Source organism: Flagellimonas sp. S3867, assembly GCF_014698935.1.
GTDB lineage: Bacteria > Bacteroidota > Bacteroidia > Flavobacteriales > Flavobacteriaceae > Flagellimonas.
On sequence record NZ_JACVMN010000002.1, the window covers coordinates 335,665 to 358,686 of the forward strand.

A 23,022-nucleotide genomic window follows, 5' to 3' on the forward strand; every position below is an offset into this window, starting at 1 on the left:
CCTGTTAATTATCACATATTTTATGGGTTATGAAGACCGGAACAACTAAAAACTATATTGTACAAAAGCTGAAAAATTCCGGCCTGGGTCGTTTATCGGGACCCTTCCAAAATCTGCTTGGTTGACAAAGGAAAAGTTCAAGTGGTTGTTATAGGTTTTGTCCAGAATGTTCAGTGCTGCCAAGCCTAATGTCATGTGTTTAAAAGGTTTAGTTCCAAAACGAAAATCAAGAATGCCATAACCATCAGTGACCTGTTCTCCGAAGGAGGAGGCTATTTCAGATTGTTCGGAAGTGAGGGTGTAGGTTGTCCTCGCCCAAATTTTCTCCCTTTCATACCCTAAATTAAAACGGGTCACCAAAGGTGGAGTCAAGGGAAGTGCTTCATCTAAATCTTCATTTTTGGTGTATACATAGGAAATTTCAGTCTTTAAATTGAAATCTTCTAAAAAATGTAGCTCTCCAAAGACCTCAAAACCTGTTTTATAAGCTTCGTCCACGTTCACAAACCTCTTCACTTCTTGAGGTTGGGCCATGGGCATGTATTTCTTCTGCAATGATTCATCGATCAAAGGGGCGATATAGTTGTCGTAAAAAGAATAATAGGCGGATGCCCCATAATCAACCCTATCCAAAAATGAATTATCAAATGTTTTTTTGGCTTTAATCCCCAATTCAAATTGGTTGTTGACCTCTGCGTCCAAAAACGGATTTCCGACATGTTCATAAGGGTCTTGCCCCACATTGAAATGATTAATGAACCTTTCAACCATATTGGCAGATCGCACTCCCCGGCCATATGCAACTTCAAACAAGATATCTGGCGTTGCCATGTATTTCATGGATGCTGTGGCGCTGAAGTTATTTTCGGTACGGCTGTCCAGATCTGGATAAAGTGCATTAAAATCATCATCAGCGGCATTGATTTCCGATCTTACCAAATCATAACGAAAACCTACATTGAGCAACAGTTTTTCCGCCAACGGATATTTTCCTTCCACAAAAACTCCATAATCATCTATCCTGGAATCTTGCCATACATTATCAACAAATTCCATTGGACTTGGCAGTGGATCTCCGTTCATATTGAGTTTTACCAAACGTACCCGTTCACCTTCTCTACCCACTGAAAAAGCATCCACTCCGGTAAACAGTTTAAAATCTGTGCTTGGCTCCCACTCAAGCTCAATCCTTCCACCAATTGTGGTTGCATCCACAGTGGAAACTGCATCTATGCGATTAAAACTTGGTCTTAAGGTATTGGACATAATATGATCTACCTTTGAATAGTATGTTTTAACACTCATCTGTTTGAGCGCTCCTTCCGATGTTTCCAATTTATAGTCCAAAGAGGTCACTGTACTATTGTCCTCATCTGTATCCATGGGTAAACCAGCGTGCATCACATCCCTACCATAAGATTGCCTGAACTCTACCTGGAAACGTTGTTTCTCATTTGGATTATATCCAACTTCAACTCCGTAGTCCGTACTCTTGAAAGAGGAAGGTATTTCGTTTCCATCTCCGTCCTCATAGTTCCCAAAATCTCGATAACCAAGGTTCAGGTTTACATCGAAATCCTCGTGTACATATTTCACATTAGCAAGGGTGGTAATAGAGTTCCCATTGCTTTCATCTCCAAAATTTACCTTTCCATGGTATCCTTTTTCTCCTTTTTCGGTTTCATGGGTAACAAGGTTTACAACCCCGCCAAAAGTTGCGCCAAATCTAAAAGTGTATGGGCCTTTGACCACCTCAATACGTTCAATCTCTTCAGGTATAACATGCGTTGTAATGGGATCCATTCGGTTTGGACACGCATGCATCACCTTGGTTCCCCCGTTAAATTGAATGTTCAATTGTTCGTATTGCGAGGCTCTAAAAGATGGATCTATGGCATAATTTCCACGTTTGATCAAAGAGAACCCGTTTATGTCCTTAAAAAGGTCCGCCACGTTCTTTGGTTGGACAATTTTTTTGGAATGTTCACTTTCCACCATTGAAAAAACTGGATCTGATTTATTTTCTCCCTCTACTACGACTTCATTTAATTTAACCGTTTTTTGGATGAGGGAATCTTGCGCGTTTTCAACTTGCGCGTAGGACACACTGGTCCCAAAAAACAAAACCAAAAGTTTTATTATTGTAAAATTTTTCATTTTTGATTTAATATTTAAGGTTATACCGATGCGGTCAATAATTTGACAACCGCTTTTTATGTAAAACCTTAAACAGTAGGAGGTTTGTAAGAGGATGAAGTGAAGTTATAGGAATAGTTATTGGTATAGTGAAAGTATGTCCGTTCAACTTCTTTTACACTTGATATAATATAGTTTTGGGGTTCTTCAAAAAAGACCAAAACTTGTTCCCATCCTATTGCCGGCATTGGAAGCTCATTGTCCTCATTTTGGGTCGACAACATTTTTGACAGCATACATTTACCATCACAATTAAGCTCAGGCTTGTCTTTGTTCTCACAAAGCCTTTCGATAAACCCATCCCGGTCAATGCTGTAATACACGTACATTGAAGAAAACCGGAGGTTGCTCATCAAAATCAAGACTATTAGAAATAGTGAAAAAACAAGCGATTTGGAGTCGTTTTTGGTCAATGGCCTATTTTTGAATCACAAAATTAATGATTCCTCATCTACAAAAGCTGACAAGAGTCAGCTTTGAAAATAAAATGAAGGTATTACATTGGAACACGACAAAGATTCGATTGCAATATCTAAATTTGTGTCCAATTTCTATATCATGAAAAAAATTATCTCTTTCTCGTTTTTGGTACTTTCCTTAGCACTTTTCTCTTGCAAACAGGAAAAAAAGAATGATAAATCCCCAACACAAATGGAACAAGTAATGGCAATTCACGACGAGGTCATGCCCAAAATGGGAAAACTTGGAAAACTTGTAGGTGAGCTAAAAAGCAAGGTGGATACCACGGCCACTAGTTTGCAACATGAAGCAGCCATGAAAGATCTTCAGGCCGCCAACGAATCCATGATGGATTGGATGATGAATTTTGGGGAACGCTTTGATTCGGAAGAGATATTGGATGGAAAAGCACTTTCCGAACAAAAGCAGCAATGGCTAAATGAAGAAGAGGCAAAAGTAAAAGCGCTTCGTGAACAGATCAACTCCAGTATTGAAAAAGCGGAAGCACTTTTGGCCATAGAATAACCAAATTTTTCATCGGAAAGTTTTCCGACAACATTGGTCTTGCGCGACATAGGTCAATCCAAATGCGTGATAGGTCAATTGAAGTCCCTTGGCATATAGGTTGCTTTTTAATTTCAACAGAAGTAATCTTAAAGTCTGACTATGTCACCCTACAAAAAAACAAGAGGGATTCTAGATCAATTTCTGAAAACTCATAAGTTGGAAGAACATGCAAAAAAACTTCACGAAAAACTGCACAACTATCTGGCTTATTCCAAAACAGCTATAAAAGATGAGTCTAACGTCCCATTGGGCACATGTAAAATTTATGGCTTACCGCACCTACCAGATTCCATTGCATTTCCAGAAGGCTGTCTGTTTATAGCCCAACTGAATTGTTGCCAATTAAAACCTTTTGAAGAAAGATATTCGGTAATTCCGGAAAAGGGTATCATCTATCTCTTTACCGATGATTTTTGCCAAGCCAAATGTTTTTATTATGATGGCCCTTTAGAAGCTTTAAAGGTAACTCCATATCCAGAACAAGAAGAAATGCCTTATGGTTTTGAGTTGGCATTAAAAGATGCCGTTACCATACATTTTGATAAAGATGACCAATTCACGGTATTGAGAGAAGGCATTTATGAGGAGCTTTTAGGTGATAAATGTCATGAGCTATTCAAAGAACTGGAAAGCGCTTTGGGTGTTAAAATCAAAATGTGTCCTGATTTTAACAACCATTACCTAATTAACAATTTTATTTTTGGCGAACCCCGTTTTTGGCAAGATGAATACGGCGGTGGTGGATATGAAGAAGACTTTGAAGACGAGGATGGTGAAGGCAGCTATCAAGTCTATGACCCATTCTACGATACGCTTTTTTGCATGGATTACGGAGAAGGTAACCTCAACTTTTTTGCCACGCAAAGTCCATTGGACATGACCAAGGATTTAAACGGGCAAATTGTTTGTATGTATTCAGGCACATAACTTTTTCGATTAATACAAACTATTATTTCTTCCAACGCAAGGTTTCCATAATCCTTTGGATATCATTTTGGAGGTAGGCCGCTGCCGGCAATATGGAATCGAAATTCGGTTTGGCATAAAAATACAGGGAACCGGTCACAAAATGGTTGGTACTATCAGTGACATAAAATTGCGACTGTGAAGCAGCATTTCCGCTGACTTCATAGAACATTCCATAAACCTGTGCCTCTTTGTTGATGAACTCCTTGGGAGAAATCCCATCTGCTTTCACCACATGCTCATAGGTAAGATTTTGCGCATCTATAAGCAACTCCCTGATATTGCCATCAACTTTTTTATAGGTAAGAAAAACGGAACCCTTCATCATTGGATAATCCAACACCAAAGAACAATCCTTATTTTCTTTTACGTTCGATAGGGTATTCATTTGGAACGAATAATCACAATTCTCATTGATTTCCCTGTACTGTGCTTCGGGATAATCGAGCCTTAGCATAGCGTTGGGTTTGGGCAATACCTCTTCTTTACATCCAACAACAAGCATTGGCAAAATCACATATATGGCAAATTTATGCTTCATGGGGCAGGGTTACTTTTATGCGTTTAAGTCTTTTTTTATCAAGACTTTCCACAACAAATTGATAGTTTTTGAACAAGATTTTTTCTCCTTGTTTGGGAAAACTCCCTGAAATTTCGAGCACAAAGCCTGCTATGGTTTCCGATTCTCCTTTTTGGTCTTCAAACTCTTGCTCATCTTCAATTTTTACCACTCTATAAAAATCTTTCAAGGTGGTTTTTCCATCAAAAACATAGTTGTAATCGTCCAATTTGGAAAAAATGAGGTCCTCATCATCAAATTCGTCGCTGATGTCCCCAACAATTTCTTCGATAATATCTTCTAAGGTCACAATGCCGGATGTTCCTCCATATTCATCGACTACCACAGCCAAATGGTTCTTTTTATCCTGGAACTCCAACAATAAGTCATCCAGTTTTTTGTTCTCAGGAACAAAATAGGGTTCACGTATCAGCGGCATCCAATTGAAATTTTTTCGGTCAATATAAGGCAGTAGATCTTTTACATACAGCACCCCAAGAACATTGTCCATGTTCTCCGAAAAAACTGGAATTCGGGAATAGCCATTTTTTTTGATCTCTTCCAATACTTCAGAAAACTTCATTTCCTCATTCAATGCGAAGATGTCTATACGCGGGCGCATCACCTGCTTGGTATCGGTGTTACCGAAGGTAACGATCCCTTCTAAAATTTTCTGTTCTTCTTTTGTTGTATCTCCTTCGGAAGCCAATTCTAAGGCTTGGGATAAATGATCTACACTCAAATTGGATTTTTGCCTTCCCAATTTTTCTTGAAGAAATCCAGTTGCCGAGCTCATTGGAGAGCTTAAAGGAGTGAATACATTATTCAACAGTTTAAGCGGAATGGACATGAAAAGTGAAAACTGGATCTTGTTTCGGCTGGCATATATCTTTGGTAGTATTTCCCCAAACATTAAGATCAAGAAGGTTGCCACGATAACTTCCAACAGGAATCTCACCGAAACAACACCAAAAAGTGTTTGATCAACCTTTGAAAAAATAGTATTGCCTATAGCGCTGAACAATAAGACTATTCCAATATTTATGGCATTATTGGCAATAAGAATGGTGGCCAATAGTTTTTTGGGTTTAGCAAGTAATTGGACAATCCGTCTTCCGCTAGGTGAATCTTTTTCTTCAAGTTCGTTCAAATCGGTTTGGGAAAGGCCGAACAATGCCACCTCTGCTCCAGAAATCAATGCTGAACATACCAAAAGAAGTAAAAGTACAATCACTTTTATGGCGAATATACCGCTGAAGGGTGTCAAGAAAAATGCCAAACAATAGGGTTCGGGATCCAAATTCGTATTGTTTAAACTTACTTTTTAGAACGGTAGATCATCATCTTGTTCTGCTTCTTCAACCGATTCGGGACCGGAAGGTTTTGCTGGTTCTTGCTGAGGGCTTGCTGCTGGAACTTGTTGGGCATGGGCCATGCTTTCCTTTTTAGTGGATAGAAAAGTGAAATCCTGTACATGTACCTCCGTGGTGTAGCGGGTATTACCATCTTCACCTTGCCATTGTCTGTTTTTTAATCTGCCTTCCACATATACTTTATCGCCTTTACTAAGGTACTTTTCACAAATTTCCGCGGCTTTGTTTCTTACTACAACATTGTGCCAATCCGTATTGGTGACTTTCTCACCGGTTTGTTTATTGGTATACGTTTCATTCGTTGCCAATGGGAACCTTGCAATGCAATTTCCTCCTTCAAAATAGTGTATTTTGACCTCGTCTCCCAAATGCCCGATCAGCATTACTTTGTTTAATGTTCCGCTCATAATTTTTTAGTTAATCAAAAGTACTAAATTTTAAACGTCCTAATAAAGTCTGCAATCAAAACAGGCACAGGAAATGAGCCTATATTTTCCCATAAAATTCCTTCTGGCATTGGTTGTGCGGTATCCAAAATCCAGAATCTGGTATGCAAATGCTGATGTGACAGTTTATGCACAATAGTTTCTTGGTTGTACAATTTGATTGTTTTAAAAATTGGGAAACCATTTTTATGCGCCAATTCCTCTTTCAAGAGTTTCCCATCCAGTATTTTTTTAGATTCCAGCAACGGAAATTGATACAGGTTTTGCCAAATGCCCTTCCCTGTTCTCTGCTCCAATAAAGTTTTTCCTTCATCATCCAAGAAAACCAAATAATTAAAATACCTATCCTTGATTTTGGTCTTGTTGATCTTTATAGGAAGGTTAGCGACCATATTTTCTTTAAGAGCAACACAACTTCCGTTTAGCGGGCAATGTAAGCAGTACGGTTTTTTAGGGGCGCATTGAATGGCTCCAAACTCCATGATGCCCTGGTTGTAATCACGAATATTAACAGAATGCATTACCTCCCTGGCCAATTTTTTGAAATACTTGATGCCCGCGGTGCTGTTTATGGGTGTCTCAACCCCAAAATATCTGGACAACACCCGATACACGTTTCCATCTACCACCGGCTCCGGTTCATCAAAACAAATGGATGCTATGGCACTTGCCGTATAATCTCCAACACCTTTTAACTTTTTTAGCTCTTTATAGGTATTGGGAAACTGACCTCCATAGGTTTTCACAACTATTTTGGCAGTTGCATGAAGATTTCTGGCCCTAGAATAGTACCCAAGGCCTTGCCATAACTTCAAAACTTTTTCCTCGCTGGCATTTGCAAGTTCAAAAACGGTTGGAAAAGCATGTAAAAACTTATGGTAATATGGCATTCCCTGTGCCACCCGAGTCTGTTGCAGCATAATTTCGGAAAGCCAGATTTTGTAGGGATCTTTTGTCGCTCTCCACGGGAGATCGCGCTTGTGTTGGCCATACCATTTAAGAATATGCTCGGAAAAAGTCATTCAATAAAATACTAAGGACCAAATGTATCAGTTTATATACTTAAAATTAAAGGGTTTAAACAAAAGATTAATTTTAATTTTTATATTTGCAAGCCTAAAAAAATAAGAAAATAATAATACGAAATGACGAAAGCAGATATTGTAACTAGAATCTCAGAAAAACTAGGTATAGAAAAAGGAGACGTACAAGCGACTGTAGAATCTTTTATGGAGGAGGTAAAATCGTCCTTGGAGAATGGAGATAATGTTTATTTAAGAGGTTTTGGAAGCTTTATCATTAAGACGAGGGCGGAAAAAACAGGTAGAAACATCTCAAAAAACACTACCATTAAAATTCCAGCACACAATATACCTGCCTTTAAACCTGCCAAGGTTTTTGTTGAAGGCGTAAAGAGCAACGTTCAAGTAAAATAAAATATAACTAACACTAAAGGAAGAGCCCTATGCCGAGTGGTAAAAAAAGAAAAAGACATAAGGTAGCTACCCACAAGCGTAAAAAGCGCAGAAGAGCTAACCGACACAAGAAAAAGTAGTTGTTGCAACTACTTTTTCATTTTACACACCTACGTTCTTTGACATAGAGATTCAAGTAAAGAATTTCAATCGGTTTCTAATAAAACCGATTCTATATATTGTTTAATCATTTATTCCAGTAACGTATTAGTGGAATAAATTAAAATCGATTCAGGTGAATAGAGAATTAATAGTAAGATCTAGTCCTGATGCAGTCGATTTTGCCTTACTAAAGGATGGAAAACTAATTGAATTACACAAAGACGAGGATGACAACAACTTTTCCGTTGGGGATATCTTCTTAGCCAAGATAAGAAAACCCGTCACTGGCCTAAATGCGGCATTCGTAAATGTGGGTTATGAAAAAGATGCATTCCTGCACTATCATGACCTTGGTCCGCAATTGTCCTCCATGTTGCAATTCATAAAAAAAGTTAGAACGGGAAAATTAAAAGATTATTCCCTAAAAGATTTTCCATTTGAAAAAGATATAGACAAGAATGGCAGTATTAACGAAGTTATTAAGGCCAATCAGTCATTATTGGTACAGATTGTAAAAGAACCCATTTCCACCAAAGGACCACGAATAAGTTCCGAGCTTTCCTTAGCCGGACGTTATTTGGTCATGGTTCCATTTTCTGACCGTGTTTCCGTTTCACAAAAAATAGGAAGCAAGGAAGAAAAAGATAGGCTAATACGACTTGTAAAAAGTATTAAGCCCAAAGGATTTGGCGTAATTATACGTACCGTTGCAGAAGGTAAAAAAGTTGCAGAACTAGACAAAGATCTCCAGAATTTATCATCCAAATGGATGAAAATGTGCAGGAGACTGCAAAAGGCACCTCATCCATCCAAGGTATTGATAGAGCTCAACAGAGCGTCATCAATATTAAGAGATGTTTTCAACGATTCCTTTACAGGAATTCATGTTGATGATGAGACCCTTTTTAATCAAATCAAAGATTATTTGCATGAGATCGCACCACAAAAAGAATCCATCGTAAAACATTATTCCGGTTCAGCTCCAATTTTTGAAAAGTTCGGTATCGAACGTCAAATAAAAACCTCTTTTGGTCAAACGGCCTCTATGAGTAAGGGAGCTTACCTTGTAATTGAACATACCGAAGCACTTCACGTAATAGATGTGAACAGTGGTAACCGTTCCAACAAGGCTAAGAACCAAGAAGACACCGCTTTAGAGGTAAATTTACTAGCTGCCTCTGAAATTGCACGTCAACTTAGACTTCGTGATATGGGTGGAATCATTGTTGTGGATTTTATCGATATGACCAAAGGTGATCATAGAAGAAAGCTTTTTGATCATTTAAGGGATGAAATGAAGGACGATCGGGCCAAACACAAAATTTTACCTCCAAGTAAGTTTGGATTGGTACAAATTACAAGGCAAAGAGTTCGTCCCGAGATGAACATCAAAACAAGTGAGGAAAATCCCAACGGCACAGGTACCGAAGTGGAAGCTCCAATTGTTTTGATCGATAAAATCAATGTGGATTTAGAGCGAATCATGAAAGGTAACCAAAAGGATAATGGCATTATTTTGAACATTCATCCTTTTATTGCGGCATATTTAAACCAAGGATTTCCATCACCGCGCTTCAAATGGTTTTTGGAGTACAAAAAATGGATAAAAATTCAACCAAGGGATGCCTATACTTACCTTGAATACCGTTTCAAAAACAAAGACGGTAAAACAATTAGATAATACAAAGCGACTTCAGCAATGGGGTCGCTTTTTTTGTTTTATATATTTGAAAAATGTACTCTTCCAAATCCTATAGCGTCACCGAAGCGCAGCGAAAAATAGAAGGCTATTGTGCTTATCAAGACCGGTGCCATAAAGAGGTACTGCAAAAGTTAAGAGAAATGCGAATGATTCCAGAAGCCATTGACCAAATAATGGCCCATTTGATCCAAGAAAACTATTTGAATGAGGAACGCTTTGCCAGAAGTTTTGCTAGAGGAAAATTTTCCATTAAAAAATGGGGCAAAATTCGAATAATAAATGAACTGAAGCAACGTCAAATTTCAGCATTTAACATTAAAAGTGCACTAAAAGAAATTAATGAGGAGGACTATCACAACACTTTAAACGAACTAGCCAAAAAAAGATTAATACAGATCAAAGAAACCAACATTCAAAAGAGAAAGAAAAAACTGGCTGACTATTTACTCTATCGCGGTTGGGAAAGCAATCTGGTCTATGAAAAGCTGAAAGAGTTAATCTAAAAAGTCTTTGTTATCTGCCATAGAGAAAATCATGGGTCCGAGAAACAGCTCTTTCATTTTTCCAGTCAATCCATTTTTGTCCTTTTAATCTTCGCATTAGGTTATCAAAATGACGCATTAAAAAGATGTTATAGATTGCTCTACCCAGGTTTTTGGGTTTGCGTGGTATCGCCCTCAAGCTCATAGAAAATCCGGGTGATATATATTTCATGTGATGCCAATACCCTTCAGGTATATAGAGCACATTTCCATGTTCCAATTGCGCAATATGACCTTTGGCATGCTTTAAAGCTGGCCATTTTTCCAAATCTGGATTGGCAAAATCTATATCTTCCCTAGTGATCAACGAATGTGGAATTTTATACAGAAACTTCGTTTCGGCTTGCGAAAAAAGAATGCATTGCTTCTTCCCTTCAAAATGAAAATGAAAGATATTGGCCAAGTCAATATCATAATGCATAAAGGTGTGCGAATTGCTCCCGCCAAAAAAGAGCATTGGCAACCCTTTCATTAACCGAAGTCCAAAATCGGGATACTTAAAATCCTTTTGAAGTCCTGGAACTTCTTTTAAGATGTTCCATAGAAATATGCGATACTTCGTGGGTTCCTTTTTTAAAAGGTCAATATAGTTTCGCATTTTCATTTTGGCATGGGGTTCATTGAAACCCTCATCATGCTTTACTGGCCTATCGTCATATAATGGAACTGTGATGTCTCCGGCAATCTCGCGCATATAATCCAGGTTCCATTTAGAATATGCAGGCCAATCCTCAATACAGTGTTCAATGACAACTGGTTTTTGAGGTTTAAAATACTTTCGGATAAACGCTTTCTTGGAAAGTGTTTTTTCTCGAGGAATTTGGTCAAGGTTGAGCTCCAAAATTTCAATGATTTTGAAAGAGCTAAATTAATAAAAGGTTTTTAAACAGCTTTTGTACTACTATTCTTTGGAAACCAATTTTGATTTTTGCTTGGCCGCCTCATTACGATCAATACTATGTTCTGGTCTAGACCATTTTGGTTTTTCTCCCAATGGTTGTAGTTCCGAATCCTCCGCTTCCACAGTTTTGGGCTGGGAAATTTTGGTAAATGGTTTTTGTGGATTCAAGCCAAGAAGCTTGAACATTTCCATATCTTCATTCACATCCGGATTGGGTGTAGTCAATAATTTATCCCCGGCAAAAATGGAATTGGCTCCTGCAAAAAAACACATAGCCTGTCCTTCGCGGCTCATATCGGTACGTCCTGCAGATAGTCTTACCTGGGTTTCTGGCATTACAATTCGCGTTGTTGCCACCATTCTGATCATTTCCCAAATGGAAATAGGTTCCATGTCCTCCATGGGCGTTCCTTCCACAGCCACAAGGGCATTTATCGGAACCGATTCTGGTTGTGGATTTAACGACGCCAAGGCCACAAGCATCCCTGCACGATCTTCCAAGGCCTCGCCCATTCCAATAATTCCGCCACTACAAACAGTCACATTGCTCTTGCGAACGTTGTCTATCGTTTCCAATCGGTCTTCAAAAGCACGGGTAGAAATGACATCCTTGTAATAATCTTCAGAAGTGTCCAAGTTATGGTTATAGGCGTAAAGGCCAGCTTCAGCTAGTCTTTTAGCCTGATTTTCCGTTAACATTCCCAAGGTACAGCATACCTCCATATCCAATTTATTGATGGTGCGGACCATTTCCAACACTTGATCAAACTCTGGCCCATCCTTTACATTTCTCCATGCAGCGCCCATACAAACTCTTGAACTTCCCGAAGCTTTGGCACGAAGTGCTTGGGCTTTTACATGCGAAACCGTCATTAAATCATTGCCTTCGATATCCGTATGATATCGTGCTGCTTGTGGACAATAGCCACAATCCTCAGGACATCCTCCAGTTTTAATGGAAAGTAATGTAGAAACTTGAACTGTATTTGGGTCGTGATGTTGCCTATGGATCGTTGCCGCATCATATAACAATTCCATTAACGGCTTGTTATAAATTTCCAAAATCTCTTCTTTGGTCCAGTTATGTCTTGCTGTAATCATTGTACACGTATATCAAAATCAAAAATAGCCCTTATTCGTAAAATGCTGTAATAATATCACCTTAAAAAGAAAAAGGCCATGATAATTGTCACGAGCTCGGGTAATTTATTTGCCTTTGGAATTTCTTAAAAGTATGCTTACCGCATTCCCACCGAAGCCCACGGCATTTACCATTATTTCATTAATTTCTTTGGGTTCCGAAGTATTTTCGACAAATGGCGTTGGAACACATTTTTGGTGCTTAAGCATCAGTGCTCCCATCTCAACACTCAGCACTCCAGAAGCGCCAAAAGTGTGGCCTACTTTCCATTTATTGGTGGTTAAAAAAGGTGTGTTGTTTCCAAATAAACTTTTGATGGCATTAAATTCAGATAGATCACCTTTTATTGTCCCGGGTGAATGCATCACTATAACATCTATCTCCTCAGGACTTCTATTTCCAAGTGCCATTCTCATGGAATTTTGAAAGCACTGTGCATCTGCGGATATGGAAATATTATGTTCTAAGGGTTCGGTGGCATACCCAATTCCCTCAATCAAGGCCAAAGCACTAGTATTTTCACCTTTTTCCAAACAAGCCATTCCGGCTCCTTCTCCAAGAACCATAGTATTTTGTTTTTTTTCAAAATCCAAAGCTCTGCACGGATATCCTTCTACAGGATCGGGATGACCTTTTGCCTTGAATTTAGAATAAATCTTTAGGGCTTGCATTTGTGCTATGGTAAAAGGTGTCAAAGGTGCCTCACTTCCACCAACCAAAAACTTATTGGTCATTCCACTTTGGATCCACGCAATTCCGTTTAACATGGCATGCAATGCAGTGGAACAAGTAATGGAATGCGAGATTTCAGGTCCTTTGGTTTTTAAATCATGGGCCACCCAAGAAGAAATGTTTCCTAAAGTAGTGGTTGGGGACGATAAGGTCGAGGATTTTCCACCTTCCAAATATTCTTTGTGATACTTTTCAAATAGCGAGGTTGCTCCTCTTGATGACCCTATATTGACCCCAAAATTATCAGAACCGTTCCAACCGGCTTTTTCAACTGCTTTCCTCGCCGAATACATCGCATAAAGAACGGTGTCATCCAAATCTCGGTACTTGGAATCAGAATTTCTGAGCTCCTGCAGTGAAGATTTTATCTCATTTTGCAGTTTGGAGCCCCAAACTTTATCATTGCCAATGTTGATGTCTGACAAAAAATGATTTTCGTCCAAATAAGATTTCCAAACTTCTTCAGAAGTACTTCCCAGTGCTGAAATTGAGGACAAAGCTGTTATAGAAATGGGCTCTTTTAGCATATAACACTACACAATTTCCAATGCGGATTGGATGGTTAAATAAATCTTTTCCATTTGCTCTTTGGAAATAATAAAAGGCGCCAAAATATAAATCGTGTTCCCTAATGGACGGAGAAAAACTCCATTATCCATAAAATGTTTGAACAATTTGTCCCTTAAATTCCCATAGCGTTCCATTTGGATATCTAAATCCAAAGCATAAATTACCCCTAATTGGCGTGTTGTGCCAACTTTGGGATGATCCTTGATTTTTGCATCAAACTCTTGATGCCATTGCATTATGTTCTGGATGTTATCTTGAATTTCTTTGGTTTGCAGCAACTCAACAGCTGCCAGAGCGGCTGCGCAAGCCAATGGGTTTGCGGTATAGGTATGTCCATGGAACAATCCCTTGGCAATCTCATCACTATAAAAAGCCTTGTACACTTTTTCTGTGCAAGTGGTAAGCCCCATGGGCACCAATCCTGCGGTCAACGCTTTGGAAAGGCAGATAATGTCTGGTTTGGTCGTTATATGATCGGACGCAAAATATTTTCCTGTTTTGCCGAATCCGGTCATGACCTCATCGGCAATAGTGAGCACGTTATGTTCTTTTAACAATGCCAAAATTTGGTCAAGACCATTGGCTTCGTGCACTTTCATGGCTGCTGCACCCTGAACCAAAGGTTCGTATATAAAGCCAGCTACATCATTTTGTTCCAACCGGTTCTTTAGCTGAGTTAAAATGTCCACTATGTTTTCTTCAGTCGGAACAGGAATTCGTTCAACTGAAATAAAGAAATCCTCAAAAGGGCCATTATATACGGAAAGTCCGGAAACTGACATCGCACCGAAGGTGTCACCATGGAATCCTTCTTCAAAAGCTAATAATACATTTCGCTTTTCTCCCGTATTAAAATGATATTGCAAAGCCATTTTTATCCCGATTTCGGTGGCTGTGGAACCATTGTCCGAAAAGAACAATTTTTGCTGGTTTTCAGGAAGGATTTTAATCAATGCTTCGGATAGCTTAACCGCAGGTTCATGAGTAAACCCACTAAATACTACTTGATCCAATTGCTGCATCTGTTCACCTACTTTTTTCAAAATATGTGGATTACAATGCCCATACATACAGGTATACCACGATGCGATACCATCGATGTATTCTTTGCCATCCTCGTCAAAAAGTACTGCGCCTTTAGCCTTGGCTATCGCCAACATCTCTGGGTGGGTTTTATGTTGGGTCAATGGGTGCCAAAGGTGTTTTTTGTCCCTCTCCGAAATTTTTTCCGATGCAACTGGATCAGTCAAACGCTTCAATTTATCTATCTTGCAAAGATGCTAATAAAACACATAAAACCTCATTACAACAGTGCTTAAAAAAGCAACCTCATATTTAACCCCCAATTATCAAACCTTAGATTGGAAAACGGTTTTCCTAATTGTGTTTTTGATTGCCTTTTTTATCCGTTTCCCATTTTTTTTCCGGGATTATGTGGATCGTGATGAAAGCACCTTTATAATTATGGCGCAATCCTGGGTTGAGGGGCATTTACCATATACCCAACTTTGGGACCTTAAACCTCCTATTACCTTTTTGTTTTTTGCCGTGATCATTAAAGTATTTGGCAAGAGTTTTATAGCTGTCCGTTTTTTTGGGGTTGTTTTGGTTGCTCTTACAGCCCTGTTCACCTATGGTATTGGAAGAAAAGTCACAACCAGAAAAGTAAGTTTTTGGTGTGCGGTGTTCTGTGTTTTCTTGCTGAGTTCGTTTGGAAGTTTACAGGGAGTTATGTCCGAACACATCTGCACCTTGTTTTTTGTTTTGGGAGTATATCTTTTACTTTCTAAAGAAAGTAAAGGTTGGTATTTGGTAATCGGGCTTCTTTTTGGATTGTCTGTGATGTCAAAATTGAACATGGCCTATCCCTTACTTTCTTTGGTAGTTTATTTAATTTGGGACGCTTGGGCAAAAAGACAGTTTTGGCATAGTTTTCACCGGCTTGTTTTTATGGGAATTGGTTTTATCGCCCTTGTGGTAATGACCGCTGTCCCATATTACTTGCAGGGAGAAATCCAAATATGGTGGGTATCTATTTTTGAAGCTCCTCTTGCATATGCAGGGTCTAAACAGCATTCATTTTTAAAAACACTCCCTTTTGTATTTATTATAGTGGGTTTGTTGTTCGGAGGTTACAAATCAAAAATTGTTGATTTCAAGTCAAAACCAGTTCAACTACTTACGGCTATTACTATAGGTGTTTTGATTTCGTTTATGCAGACCGGCAAGGTTAATGGTCATTATTTGATTCAGTTGTACCCGTTCATCTTGATTCCATTAGGAATTGCATTAAGTAAACTACCCTCCATACCTAAAAAATATACTTTCGTTGTTGTCTTTCTTTTTGTTTTGCTTCCTATGGAAGCCTATTTGGAATATGCCAACGTAATTTCCAATAAGGTAGAAAAGGGTTCCTTTTTTAACGGTGAAGGCATTGATGTCCCCAATTACATTATTGAAAATAATATTGACACGGAAAATATCTTTTTTACTGAATATCATATTGGGTATTGGGTTTTGGGTGAACACCCACTCACTAAAGCTGCTACGCACCCAAGCAGTATAACCCGAGAGGAACTTTTTCCTTATATGAATAACCCGAGAAAGACAGGAATGCAAGAACTAAGATATATTTTGGAAGTAGTAAAACCCGAAACTGTTGTAGCTCGAAAAGGCAAGCACATTTTTGATAAAAAACTTACCGAATTCAATTTTTACATTGATTCTTATCTAGAAGAAAACTATACTTTAATCAAGACCATTGACAGAGGGCTCGTCTATCAACGACTAAAATGATTCCAGTGCATCTTTAAACTGAGCTGCATATTTTTTAACCACTTGCCTGTTAAAACTTACTTCTTCATTGATTCTGCCTAAAAAAGTCACCCCCGTTTTTTTAAGGATAATGCTCTCCGTGGTCGGGTGTTCATCTCCACTAAAAATGATTCCAACCTTAAGACTTCTTTCCTGAAGTTTTTCAATGGTTAAAAGGGAATGATTTATACTTCCCAAATAATGCCGAGACACAACAATGACCTTGTCATCGGGTTGAATTATATCAAAAATAGTGTCCGTATCATTCAATGGAACCAATAGTCCGCCAGCACCTTCAATTATCAAGTGGTTTTCAGTTTCAGGAGGAATAATCTTGTCCAATTCGATGGTGATTCCATCAATCTCTGCAGCTGCATGAGGGCTCATAGGAGTATTGAGCGCATAGCTGTTCTCATGGATTTTTGTTCTACCATTCGAAATCAAATCTTGAATCTTATGGCTATCCGAATTGTCCAAATCCCCCGCCTGAACAGGTTTCCAATAGTCAGCCTCAAGTGCCTCAACAACAATGGCCGAAGCTATGGTTTTGCCAACCTCTGTGGATATTCCTGTAACAAAAAATTTCATTACTGTGGTTTGGTGATAAAATTACAATGGGTACATCTGTACTTTTTTGGTTCGAAAAAGGGAAACAGTTTATAGAAAATGGTGTTTCTTAAATAATGTGTTTCAGATTTGCTCTGGCCACAGTTGGGGCATTTTATCAGAGTGCCGTTCTCATCGACAGCATAATTTCTAACCTCATTAAAAATAGTTTGTGCTTTTTCTTTATCGCCAGCATAGACCTGCAATTTAATGCCTCCCAAAGCATTGCTGGCAAAAGGTTCAACACTTACGGTATTTGCATCTTTTAAAACAACTTCAATGCCTTCCGCCTCCAATCTGCCTTTTATGATCTGAACATCTGCCAAGAATTCAAAACTTCCCAAGGTCACTAAATCTCTGCTCATATATACGTTCTAATTATTTGAAGTAAGTTTTTTATTTCCTCTTTTGTGTTATACGAATGTAAACAAAATCGAAGTCGTTCCTCACCCATCTTTACCGTTGGGGAAAGAATGGGTTTCACATCAAAACCTTCTTCCTTAAGTTGTTTGGACAATTGTTTTGCTTTTTGGTTTCCTGGCGCCAATAAACAATGGATCGAGGAATTACTTTGGATAAAACTTTCTTCTAGTTCCAAATGATGAATCTGTTCTTTAAAATATAAGATATTGGCTCGAAGTCCAGTAATTTCCTCTTTCCCGTATTGCTCCAAATATTGATATGCAACTAAAACGGAAGCAATGGCATGTGGCGAAAGTGCAGTAGTATAAATTAAGCTGCGGGCAAAATTAACGAGATACGTTTTCAATTCATTACCACATAATATTGCCGCTCCATGGCAACCCATGGCCTTGCCAAAGGTAACGACACGGGCAAATACATCTTTTTCAATTCCCAATTCGGAAATCAATCCTTTCCCACCTCCAAAAATTCCAACGGCATGAGCTTCATCCACAATCAAATGATAGTTGTTTTTCGCGCATAAATTGGCAAGAGCTTTTAAGTCGGGGGAATCTCCATCCATGGAAAAGACAGCTTCTGTGACGATGTAAACTTCTGTATTGCCGTCTATATTTTGACTTCGCTCAATCTGACGGCGCAAATCATTCAAATCGTTGTGAGCGAACTTATAACTTTTGGCATTGCCCATTTTTATACCATCACGGATACTGGCATGAACCAATTCGTCATAAAAAACAATATCTCCTCGCTGCGGAACAGAAGAAAAAAAGCCGATGTTAGCATCGTATCCTGAGTTGAACACCAAGGCGGAGTCCGACACATGGTAAACTGCCAAAAAATCCTCCAGCTCTTTGTACAAAATATGATTTCCAGTAAGCAATCTGGATCCTGTGGACCCTATAGAAGTCAATTTTTCCTCGTTTAGCAATTTTGAGGTATCGTTGACCATCTCCTCCTTTCGAGTAAAGCCCAAATAGTCATTTGAAGAAAAGTCAATAAGGGATGGTGTCTCAGGAAGTGCCCTTAACGCATTGTCCAATCGTCTTTTTTCTAATTTTTGCTCAAGCTTCTCGGGAAGTTTTGCCATACGGCAAATTTAGTATTTACTATCCTTAAACATTATATTCGTCATCAATAAACCATTGGAATATGAAAATCCCATTTACTTTATTAATCCTCTTTTATTCTTGCCTGGCATTAGGTCAAACAAACACCTACAAAATATCATTTGAGAATGCTGTGCATCACGAAGCTATGATCGAAGCCTCTTTTCCAAATTTAAGTATGGATACCATTTCATTACGAATGAGCAGAACGTCCCCTGGAAGGTATGCTCTACACGAATTTGCCAAAAATGTATACGGATTCAAAGCCACAGATGGTAAAGGAAATCCGTTGACGACATCTAGACCAAACCCCTACGAATGGGAAGTGACAGGGCATGATGGCACAGTAAAAATAAATTACATTCTTTTTGCCAATCGAGGAGACGGGACATATTCACAAATTGATGAAACCCACGCCCATTTGAATATTCCTGCAACATTTATGTATGCTCCCGCATTAAGTGACCGAAAAATTGAAGTGGATTTTGACGTTCGGGAAGATTTAAATTGGAAAGTGGCCACACAACTGCCCTTAATTTCTGGGACAACTTATATGGCTCCAAATCTGTATTATTTTATGGATAGCCCGACCGAAATCAGCAATTTCACACTCAAATCCTTTGAATTGGATTCACAAAAAATACAATTGGCTCTTCATCATAATGGTACTGAAGAGGAAGCTGATGATTACTTTGAAAGCGTCAAAAAAACTGTTTTGGCGGAAAAAAAGGTGTTTGGCGAACTTCCCGACTTTGATTATGATACCTATACTTTTTTGGCATGTTACATTCCAAATGCATCAGGTGATGGGATGGAACATAGAAATTCCACCATTTTAACCAGCACCAGAAGTTTGGCAGGAGGAGGTATGAAGGGAAACCTAGGAACTGTTTCCCATGAGTTTTTTCATGCATGGAATGTTGAACGTATCCGTCCCAAAAGCTTGGAGCCTTTCGATTTTGAAGCTGCTGATATGAGCGGAGCGCTTTGGTTTGCTGAAGGTTTTACAAGTTATTATACCAACTTAATTCTGTGCAGAGCTGGTCTTATTTCCCCAAAAGAATATGTGGAAGGGCTTGCCGGGAATTTCAACTATGTTTGGACTTCTCCTGCGCGACAGTTTTTTAACCCCATTGAAATGAGCTACCAAGCTCCCTTTGTGGACGCTGCTACCTCGGTGGATCCTGTAAACCGAGAAAACACCTTTATCTCCTATTATTCCTATGGCAGTGTTTTGGGGTTGGCACTTGATTTATCTTTAAGAGAAAAGGGATTGAACCTAGATGATTATATGAAATTGGTTTGGCGGCGACATGGAAAAAGGGAAATTCCATATGCCATCGAAAATTTACATAAGCTATTAAATGAGTATGCAGGGAAAGCCTTTGGGGATGATTTTTTCAACAAGTATATCTATCAAAGTGGGATGCCTAATTATGCTACGCTCTTTGAATCGATGGGGGTAGTTTTAAAACAAAAGAAAGAAAATCCCTATTTCGGAGCTTTTGTATCTGTAAATAACGAAGCTACGGAGGGAACCATTGCCGGAAATCCAAAGAAGGGAAGTTCAGCATATAATGCCAGTTTGACCAAAGGGGATGTAATCCAAAATATCAATAATATTCCATTTACTCCAGGACAAAAGTTTTCGGATTATCTAAAGCAATTTACATTAGGTGATTCTTTGGAGGTCAACTATTCACGCTTTGGCAATGCTAAAAAAACAAGGTTGATTCTGACACCGAGCCCCAATTATTCCATAAACCTCATGGAGGACACCAAAAAACAGCCCACTGAAGATATGTTGAAAAAGCGAAAGGAATGGCTTAAAAGTGATTAGATGATACGCTATGCCCAAGCCTCAACTATTGACCATCTTGTGCAGATTCTTTTGTTGCAACAAGAAAATCTTCCCAAGAATCTTGCGGATGAAGAAAAGAAACTTGAAGGGTTTTTGACTGTGGAGCACTCTTTGCCCCTGCTAAAAGAAATGAATGATGAATGTGGGCACATTATCGCTTTGGAAAATGAGAAAGTGGTCGCTTATGCGCTCTGCATGCATCCCAAATATGCAGAAAGTATTGAAGTGCTTAAACCCATGTTCCATGAAATCAACAAAGTTGTAAAGGAGAAAGACAATTATATGGTGATGGGGCAGATTTGTGTAGCCAAATCATATCGAGGTAAAGGCATATTCAGACGGCTCTACGAAACCATGAAGGAAAAATTGCCAATTGGGTTTGACACTATCATCACCGAGGTAGATGCCGAAAATCAGCGATCTATCAACGCACATAAGACTATTGGTTTTACCGAGCTTAAAAAGTATTGCTCAGATGGAAAAGATTGGCTGCTCATTACTTTATCATAAAAAAAGCCACTCAAATGAGTGGCTTTTTTATCTATCTATATGTTTGAATTGGTCTAATCGGCCAACACAATAACTTTGTTATCCTTCATTTCAATGGTGCCGCTAGAAATGGACAATACCGTTTCTCCGTTTGGTCCCTTTGAAAATTTGTTTTGAAAATCTTCTTCAATAGTGATGTCTCCTTGTACCTTCACATGACCCTCTTGTAACAAAGAAACAATAGGTGCGTGATTCTGCAACATTTGAAATTCGCCATTGATTCCGGGAACGGTAACCGAGGTTACTTCTCCGGCAAACAAAGTGGCTTCTGGTGATACAATTTCTAAATACATTTTTTCAAGTATTGCGTATTGAGAATAAAGTACTGAGTCTTTCTAACTACTCAATACTGATAACTCTTTACTAATTATGCTTCGGCCAACATTTTCTCTCCAGCTTCAATTGCATCTTGGATGCTCCCTTTAAGGTTGAAGGCGGACTCTGGAAGGTGATCTAGTTCTCCATCCATAATCATGTTAAATCCTTTGATGGTGTCCTTAATGTCTACCAATACCCCAGGGATTCCGGTAAACTGTTCAGCGACATGGAAAGGTTGTGACAAGAAGCGTTGTACTCTTCTTGCTCTACCTACCGCCAATTTATCCTCTTCTGAAAGTTCTTCCATACCAAGGATGGCAATAATATCTTGAAGTTCTTTATAGCGTTGCAACAACTCTTTTACGCGCTGTGCACATGCGTAATGATCTTTTCCTAAAATCTCAGCAGTAAGAATCCTTGAAGTTGAATCCAAAGGATCAACCGCAGGATAAATACCCAGCTCAGCAATTTTACGTGAAAGTACTGTTGTAGCATCCAAGTGAGCAAATGTTGTAGCAGGTGCAGGATCCGTTAAATCATCCGCAGGAACGTAAACCGCCTGTACTGATGTAATGGAACCTCTTTTTGTAGAAGTAATTCTTTCCTGCATCGCACCCATCTCTGTTGCCAAGGTTGGTTGGTAACCCACCGCTGAAGGCATACGACCCAAAAGTGCAGATACCTCGGAACCAGCTTGCGTAAAACGGAAAATGTTATCTACGAAGAAAAGAACATCTTTTCCTTGTCCATCTCCAGCTCCATCACGGAAATATTCGGCGATTGTCAATCCTGAAAGGGCAACACGGGCACGAGCACCAGGAGGTTCGTTCATCTGTCCGAAAACGAAAGTCGCTTTGGACTCCTTCATTGCTTTTTTATCTACTTTGGATAAATCCCATCCACCTTCTTCCATGGAATGCAAGAAATCGTCTCCGTATTTGATAATCCCTGATTCCAACATCTCACGTAGTAAATCGTTCCCTTCACGTGTTCTTTCACCAACACCGGCAAATACAGAAAGACCACCGTGTCCTTTGGCAATGTTGTTGATCAATTCCTGAATCAATACGGTTTTACCCACACCAGCACCACCAAACAATCCAATTTTACCACCTTTTGCATAAGGCTCAATCAAATCGATAACCTTGATTCCAGTAAAAAGTACTTCAGTAGATGTAGAAAGGTCTTCAAATTTTGGCGCTTCCCTGTGAATTGGCAATCCGTTGTCGCCAGTTTTTGGCAGGTTTTCCATTCCATCGATAGCATCTCCAATTACATTGAAAAGTCGTCCGTAAACATCCTCTCCAATTGGCATTTGTATTGCATTTCCAGTGGCATGGGCCTCAACTCCTCTGCTCAAACCATCTGTAGAATCCATGGAAATGGTTCTTACTGTGTTTTCACCAACATGGGATTGAACTTCCAATACTAATTTGGAGCCATCTTCTTTATTGATTTCAAGGGAATCGTAAATTTTCGGGATTTCAGTTCCCGATTCAAACTCAACATCAATGACCGGGCCAATAATCTGTGCAACCTTACCTGTAACTTTAGACATTACTGTGTTTATTTTTAATTGAATACGAAGGAAAAAACTGCTTTTTTTCCGGCTGC

Annotated in this window: 23 protein-coding genes; 8 read left to right on the forward strand and 15 right to left on the reverse strand. The window is 39.0% G+C overall.

Translation table 11 applies throughout. The features are described from left to right. Positions 1-45: 45 nt before the first annotated feature. Both IAG46_RS09215 and IAG46_RS09220 read right to left on the reverse strand, forming a co-directional pair. Positions 46-2,157 (reverse strand): TonB-dependent receptor, encoded by a 2,112-nt coding sequence (locus IAG46_RS09215; protein ID WP_190810068.1) that lies wholly within the window; start codon positions 2,155-2,157, stop codon positions 46-48. A 68-nt stretch (positions 2,158-2,225) separates the two neighbouring features. Then, the gene (locus IAG46_RS09220; protein WP_190810069.1) at positions 2,226-2,609 is read right to left on the reverse strand and encodes a hypothetical protein; all 384 of its coding nucleotides are present in this window, start codon (positions 2,607-2,609) and stop codon (positions 2,226-2,228) included. Positions 2,610-2,754: 145 nt separating this feature from the next. Between IAG46_RS09220 and IAG46_RS09225 the strand changes: the two genes are divergently transcribed. Next, positions 2,755-3,180 carry a hypothetical protein gene (locus IAG46_RS09225; RefSeq protein WP_190810070.1) on the forward strand — a complete coding sequence of 142 codons (426 nt, stop codon included), beginning with the start codon at positions 2,755-2,757 and terminating at the stop codon, positions 3,178-3,180. 141 nt (positions 3,181-3,321) lie between these two features. Next, positions 3,322-4,149, forward strand: a complete 828-nt coding sequence (locus IAG46_RS09230; protein ID WP_190810071.1) for a DUF1963 domain-containing protein — start codon at positions 3,322-3,324, stop codon at positions 4,147-4,149. A gap of 22 nt (positions 4,150-4,171) precedes the next feature. Here IAG46_RS09230 and gldD read toward each other — a convergent pair whose 3' ends face one another. From gldD to mutY, 4 genes are read right to left on the reverse strand one after another with little or no spacing between them, the layout of a single operon-like run. Continuing rightward, entirely contained in the window at positions 4,172-4,729 is a 558-nt protein-coding gene (gldD, locus tag IAG46_RS09235) for a gliding motility lipoprotein GldD (RefSeq protein WP_190810072.1), read from the reverse strand. Beyond that, a complete protein-coding gene (locus IAG46_RS09240) occupies positions 4,719-6,026 on the reverse strand; it encodes a gliding motility-associated protein GldE (RefSeq protein ID WP_223826638.1) in 1,308 nt (435 codons plus the stop codon). Before IAG46_RS09240 ends, gldD begins: the two co-directional genes overlap by 11 nt. 45 nt (positions 6,027-6,071) lie before the next feature. Then, positions 6,072-6,527 (reverse strand): single-stranded DNA-binding protein, encoded by a 456-nt coding sequence (locus IAG46_RS09245; protein ID WP_190810074.1) that lies wholly within the window; start codon positions 6,525-6,527, stop codon positions 6,072-6,074. A gap of 23 nt (positions 6,528-6,550) precedes the next feature. Beyond that, a complete protein-coding gene (gene mutY / locus IAG46_RS09250; RefSeq protein WP_190810075.1) occupies positions 6,551-7,588 on the reverse strand; it encodes an A/G-specific adenine glycosylase in 1,038 nt (345 codons plus the stop codon). Positions 7,589-7,711: 123 nt separating this feature from the next. Here mutY and IAG46_RS09255 point away from each other — a divergent pair, with 123 nt between their 5' ends. From IAG46_RS09255 to IAG46_RS09265, 3 genes are all read left to right on the forward strand, one after another. After that, a complete protein-coding gene (locus IAG46_RS09255) occupies positions 7,712-8,002 on the forward strand; it encodes an HU family DNA-binding protein (RefSeq protein WP_036380395.1) in 291 nt (96 codons plus the stop codon). Positions 8,003-8,276: 274 nt separating this feature from the next. Further along, positions 8,277-9,824, forward strand: a complete 1,548-nt coding sequence (locus IAG46_RS09260; protein ID WP_190810076.1) for a ribonuclease E/G — start codon at positions 8,277-8,279, stop codon at positions 9,822-9,824. A 53-nt stretch (positions 9,825-9,877) separates the two neighbouring features. Beyond that, complete coding sequence (locus tag IAG46_RS09265; protein ID WP_190810077.1) at positions 9,878-10,348, forward strand: regulatory protein RecX; 471 nt, start codon at positions 9,878-9,880, stop codon at positions 10,346-10,348. Positions 10,349-10,358: 10 nt separating this feature from the next. On the opposite strand, the gene IAG46_RS09270 is transcribed toward IAG46_RS09265, so the two are convergent. The 4 genes from IAG46_RS09270 to bioA form a co-directional block, all read right to left on the reverse strand. After that, entirely contained in the window at positions 10,359-11,228 is an 870-nt protein-coding gene (locus tag IAG46_RS09270) for a cupin-like domain-containing protein (protein ID WP_190810078.1), read from the reverse strand. A 60-nt stretch (positions 11,229-11,288) separates the two neighbouring features. Then, on the reverse strand, positions 11,289-12,389 hold the full coding sequence (gene bioB / locus IAG46_RS09275) for a biotin synthase BioB (protein WP_190810079.1): 1,101 nt from the start codon (positions 12,387-12,389) through the stop codon (positions 11,289-11,291). Positions 12,390-12,494: 105 nt separating this feature from the next. Further along, positions 12,495-13,688, reverse strand: coding sequence for a beta-ketoacyl synthase N-terminal-like domain-containing protein (locus tag IAG46_RS09280; protein ID WP_190810080.1), 1,194 nt, complete (start codon positions 13,686-13,688; stop codon positions 12,495-12,497). A gap of 6 nt (positions 13,689-13,694) precedes the next feature. After that, complete coding sequence (bioA, locus tag IAG46_RS09285; protein ID WP_223826639.1) at positions 13,695-14,990, reverse strand: adenosylmethionine--8-amino-7-oxononanoate transaminase; 1,296 nt, start codon at positions 14,988-14,990, stop codon at positions 13,695-13,697. Between the two features lie 52 nt (positions 14,991-15,042). Between bioA and IAG46_RS09290 the strand changes: the two genes are divergently transcribed. Beyond that, complete coding sequence (locus IAG46_RS09290) at positions 15,043-16,527, forward strand: glycosyltransferase family 39 protein (protein ID WP_190810081.1); 1,485 nt, start codon at positions 15,043-15,045, stop codon at positions 16,525-16,527. Here IAG46_RS09290 and bioD read toward each other — a convergent pair. From bioD to IAG46_RS09305, 3 genes are read right to left on the reverse strand one after another with little or no spacing between them, the layout of a single operon-like run. Beyond that, entirely contained in the window at positions 16,519-17,133 is a 615-nt protein-coding gene (gene bioD / locus IAG46_RS09295) for a dethiobiotin synthase (RefSeq protein ID WP_190810082.1), read from the reverse strand. The two genes, IAG46_RS09290 and bioD, sit on opposite strands and share 9 nt — an antisense overlap. Further along, complete coding sequence (locus IAG46_RS09300; RefSeq protein WP_190810083.1) at positions 17,133-17,516, reverse strand: DUF2007 domain-containing protein; 384 nt, start codon at positions 17,514-17,516, stop codon at positions 17,133-17,135. The genes bioD and IAG46_RS09300 overlap by 1 nt, the downstream gene beginning before the upstream one ends. Beyond that, a complete protein-coding gene (locus IAG46_RS09305; RefSeq protein ID WP_190810084.1) occupies positions 17,513-18,661 on the reverse strand; it encodes a pyridoxal phosphate-dependent aminotransferase family protein in 1,149 nt (382 codons plus the stop codon). The genes IAG46_RS09300 and IAG46_RS09305 overlap by 4 nt, the downstream gene beginning before the upstream one ends. Positions 18,662-18,723: 62 nt before the next feature. Between IAG46_RS09305 and IAG46_RS09310 the strand changes: the two genes are divergently transcribed. Together IAG46_RS09310 and IAG46_RS09315 are read left to right on the forward strand one after the other, a co-directional pair. Continuing rightward, on the forward strand, positions 18,724-20,520 hold the full coding sequence (locus IAG46_RS09310; protein WP_190810085.1) for a M61 family metallopeptidase: 1,797 nt from the start codon (positions 18,724-18,726) through the stop codon (positions 20,518-20,520). Then, positions 20,521-21,051 (forward strand): GNAT family N-acetyltransferase, encoded by a 531-nt coding sequence (locus IAG46_RS09315; RefSeq protein WP_190810086.1) that lies wholly within the window; start codon positions 20,521-20,523, stop codon positions 21,049-21,051. 53 nt (positions 21,052-21,104) lie between these two features. Here IAG46_RS09315 and IAG46_RS09320 read toward each other — a convergent pair whose 3' ends face one another. Together IAG46_RS09320 and atpD are read right to left on the reverse strand one after the other, a co-directional pair. Then, on the reverse strand, positions 21,105-21,383 hold the full coding sequence (locus IAG46_RS09320) for a F0F1 ATP synthase subunit epsilon (RefSeq protein ID WP_190810087.1): 279 nt from the start codon (positions 21,381-21,383) through the stop codon (positions 21,105-21,107). A 74-nt stretch (positions 21,384-21,457) separates the two neighbouring features. Beyond that, positions 21,458-22,966 carry a F0F1 ATP synthase subunit beta gene (gene atpD, locus IAG46_RS09325; protein ID WP_190810088.1) on the reverse strand — a complete coding sequence of 503 codons (1,509 nt, stop codon included), beginning with the start codon at positions 22,964-22,966 and terminating at the stop codon, positions 21,458-21,460. Positions 22,967-23,022: the final 56 nt, after the last annotated feature.

What these genes read in the sequence shown, in the direction of transcription:
- IAG46_RS09305 (WP_190810084.1), bottom strand. Translation starts at nt 18,661, where the DNA reads ATGGCAAAACTTCCCGAGAAGCTTGAGCAAAAATTAGAAAAAAGACGA.
- IAG46_RS09225 (WP_190810070.1), top strand. Translation starts at nt 2,755, where the DNA reads ATGAAAAAAATTATCTCTTTCTCGTTTTTGGTACTTTCCTTAGCACTT.
- bioB (WP_190810079.1), bottom strand. Translation starts at nt 12,389, where the DNA reads ATGATTACAGCAAGACATAACTGGACCAAAGAAGAGATTTTGGAAATT.
- bioD (WP_190810082.1), bottom strand. Translation starts at nt 17,133, where the DNA reads ATGAAATTTTTTGTTACAGGAATATCCACAGAGGTTGGCAAAACCATA.
- IAG46_RS09310 (WP_190810085.1), top strand. Translation starts at nt 18,724, where the DNA reads ATGAAAATCCCATTTACTTTATTAATCCTCTTTTATTCTTGCCTGGCA.
- IAG46_RS09320 (WP_190810087.1), bottom strand. Translation starts at nt 21,383, where the DNA reads ATGTATTTAGAAATTGTATCACCAGAAGCCACTTTGTTTGCCGGAGAA.
- IAG46_RS09215 (WP_190810068.1), bottom strand. Translation starts at nt 2,157, where the DNA reads ATGAAAAATTTTACAATAATAAAACTTTTGGTTTTGTTTTTTGGGACC.
- IAG46_RS09245 (WP_190810074.1), bottom strand. Translation starts at nt 6,527, where the DNA reads ATGAGCGGAACATTAAACAAAGTAATGCTGATCGGGCATTTGGGAGAC.
- IAG46_RS09230 (WP_190810071.1), top strand. Translation starts at nt 3,322, where the DNA reads ATGTCACCCTACAAAAAAACAAGAGGGATTCTAGATCAATTTCTGAAA.
- atpD (WP_190810088.1), bottom strand. Translation starts at nt 22,966, where the DNA reads ATGTCTAAAGTTACAGGTAAGGTTGCACAGATTATTGGCCCGGTCATT.
- IAG46_RS09315 (WP_190810086.1), top strand. Translation starts at nt 20,521, where the DNA reads ATGATACGCTATGCCCAAGCCTCAACTATTGACCATCTTGTGCAGATT.
- IAG46_RS09280 (WP_190810080.1), bottom strand. Translation starts at nt 13,688, where the DNA reads ATGCTAAAAGAGCCCATTTCTATAACAGCTTTGTCCTCAATTTCAGCA.
- gldD (WP_190810072.1), bottom strand. Translation starts at nt 4,729, where the DNA reads ATGAAGCATAAATTTGCCATATATGTGATTTTGCCAATGCTTGTTGTT.
- IAG46_RS09300 (WP_190810083.1), bottom strand. Translation starts at nt 17,516, where the DNA reads ATGAGCAGAGATTTAGTGACCTTGGGAAGTTTTGAATTCTTGGCAGAT.
- IAG46_RS09265 (WP_190810077.1), top strand. Translation starts at nt 9,878, where the DNA reads ATGTACTCTTCCAAATCCTATAGCGTCACCGAAGCGCAGCGAAAAATA.
- mutY (WP_190810075.1), bottom strand. Translation starts at nt 7,588, where the DNA reads ATGACTTTTTCCGAGCATATTCTTAAATGGTATGGCCAACACAAGCGC.
- IAG46_RS09255 (WP_036380395.1), top strand. Translation starts at nt 7,712, where the DNA reads ATGACGAAAGCAGATATTGTAACTAGAATCTCAGAAAAACTAGGTATA.